General features: G+C 68.6%; 4 protein-coding genes. 3 read left to right on the top strand and 1 reads right to left on the bottom strand.

The features are described from left to right. The 3 genes from I53_RS16740 to mscL all read left to right on the top strand — a co-directional run. On the top strand, positions 1–146 hold a 146-nt coding region (locus tag I53_RS16740), incomplete at its 5' end, for a phosphatidylserine decarboxylase (protein ID WP_043352624.1). 4 nt (positions 147–150) lie between these two features. Next, positions 151–1,002 (top strand): phosphatidylcholine/phosphatidylserine synthase, encoded by an 852-nt coding sequence (locus I53_RS16735; protein WP_043352623.1) that lies wholly within the window; start codon positions 151–153, stop codon positions 1,000–1,002. 61 nt (positions 1,003–1,063) lie between these two features. Next, a complete protein-coding gene (gene mscL / locus I53_RS16730; RefSeq protein WP_043352622.1) occupies positions 1,064–1,483 on the top strand; it encodes a large conductance mechanosensitive channel protein MscL in 420 nt (139 codons plus the stop codon). A 26-nt stretch (positions 1,484–1,509) separates the two neighbouring features. Here the strand turns inward: mscL and I53_RS16725 are convergent. Further along, positions 1,510–1,703 (bottom strand): hypothetical protein (locus I53_RS16725; RefSeq protein WP_043352620.1); only part of this gene is annotated, 194 nt, incomplete at its 5' end.

The following is a 1,703-nucleotide window of genomic DNA, read 5'->3' as shown; positions in this document are numbered from 1 at the left end:
GCCTGATCCGCTTCGGATCGCGGGTGGACGTCTACCTGCCGGCTGGGTCGACCGTGCTGGTCGGGCTCGGCCAGAAGGCGGTGGCCGGCGAGACGGTGCTGGCCGATCTCGGCGGGGGGCCGGAGCGCCTGTTCAAGCGGATCTGAGGCCATGGACGATCTCTTCCCGCCCTTCGCGCCCGATCCGAACGAGCCGCGGCCGCGCCGGTTCAAGCCGGTGCCGTTCCGGATGATCGCGCCCAACATGATCACCCTGATGGCGCTCTGCCTCGGGCTCACGGCGATCCGGCTCGCCTTCGAGGGCAAATTCGAGCCCGCCGTCATCGCCGTGGTGGTGGCGGGCGTGCTCGACGGCATCGACGGGCGGGTGGCGCGGCTGCTCAAGGGCACGTCGCGCTTCGGCGCGGAGCTCGATTCCCTCGCCGACTTCGTGAATTTCGGATGCGCCCCGGCGCTCATCCTCTACGGCTTCGTGCTGTTCCACCTGAAATCGATGGGCTGGATCGTCGCGCTGATCTTCGCCATCGCCATGGCGCTGCGGCTCGCCCGCTTCAACGCGATGCTCGACGATCCGAACCGGCCGGAATGGAAGAAGGACTTCTTCGTCGGCATGCCGGCGCCCGCGGGGGCGCTCACCGCGATGCTGCCGCTCTACCTGCACTTCCTGGGCTTCGGCATCGAGACCTGGGCGGCGCCCGCGGTCCTGATCTACGTGCTGTGCATCGCGCTGCTGGTCGTCTCCACGGTCCCGACCTATTCGGGCAAGACCATGGGCAAGCGGGTGCCGCGCAGCCTCGTCCTGCCGATCTTCCTGTTCGGGGTCGCGGCCTTCGGCCTCCTGATCAGCTACCCGTTCGAGGCGCTCGTCGCGGTGAGCGGGGGCTATCTGCTGACCATCCCGGTGGTGGCCGCCCAGTATCGCCGCCGGGTCAAGGCGGAAATCGCCGCCCTGGGCGAGGACCGGCCCGCCCTGGCCACGGCCGGCCGACCGGCATCGGAATAGGCGCTGGCCTTCGCGGAGCCGTCCTCTATCTTGGCGGTATCAAGCGGGCGGGGGCTGGCGGATGCTCGGGGATTTCAAGACGTTCGCGCTGCGCGGGAACGTGGTCGATCTCGCGGTCGGCGTGATCATCGGCGCGGCCTTCGGGGCCATCGTGACGTCGGCGGTCCAGGACATCTTCATGCCGGTGATCGGCGCGATCACCGGCGGGCTCGACTTCTCGAACTACTACATCCCGCTCTCGTCGAAGGTGCAGGCAGGCCTGCCCTATGCGGATGCCAAGAAGCAGGGCGCGGTCATCGGTTACGGCCAGTTCCTGACTCTGACCCTGAACTTCCTGATCGTCGCCTTCGTGCTGTTCCTGGTGATCCGGGCGATGAACCGCCTGCAGACCGCCGAGGCCAAGAAGCCCGACGCGATGCCGGCCGACGTGAAGCTTCTCTCCGAGATCCGCGACCTGCTGGCCGAGAAGCCGCGCGTCTGACGCCTGTGCGGACGCGCGGTGCCGCCTCAGCCCTTGGGCTTGTCGGTCTCGTCCGGCTTGACGCCGAGGGCATCGAGGATCTGGTCGAGGGCATGACCGACGGCTTCGGTCCCCTCCTCGTGGGTCTTCAGCCGGGTCTCGAGCCGGCGGATCTGCGGCTCGAAGGCATCGGGCACGGGATCGTCGCCGAGGAAGCGGGGCTTGTCCGACCCCACCGGCA

Origin of the sequence: Methylobacterium sp. B1 (assembly GCF_000333255.1) — a bacterium.
In the GTDB taxonomy this organism is placed as follows: domain Bacteria; phylum Pseudomonadota; class Alphaproteobacteria; order Rhizobiales; family Beijerinckiaceae; genus Methylobacterium; species Methylobacterium fujisawaense.
This window is presented reverse-complemented; position numbering and strand designations above follow the sequence as displayed.

What these genes read in the sequence shown, in the direction of transcription:
- I53_RS16735 (WP_043352623.1), top strand. Translation starts at nt 151, where the DNA reads ATGGACGATCTCTTCCCGCCCTTCGCGCCCGATCCGAACGAGCCGCGG.
- mscL (WP_043352622.1), top strand. Translation starts at nt 1,064, where the DNA reads ATGCTCGGGGATTTCAAGACGTTCGCGCTGCGCGGGAACGTGGTCGAT.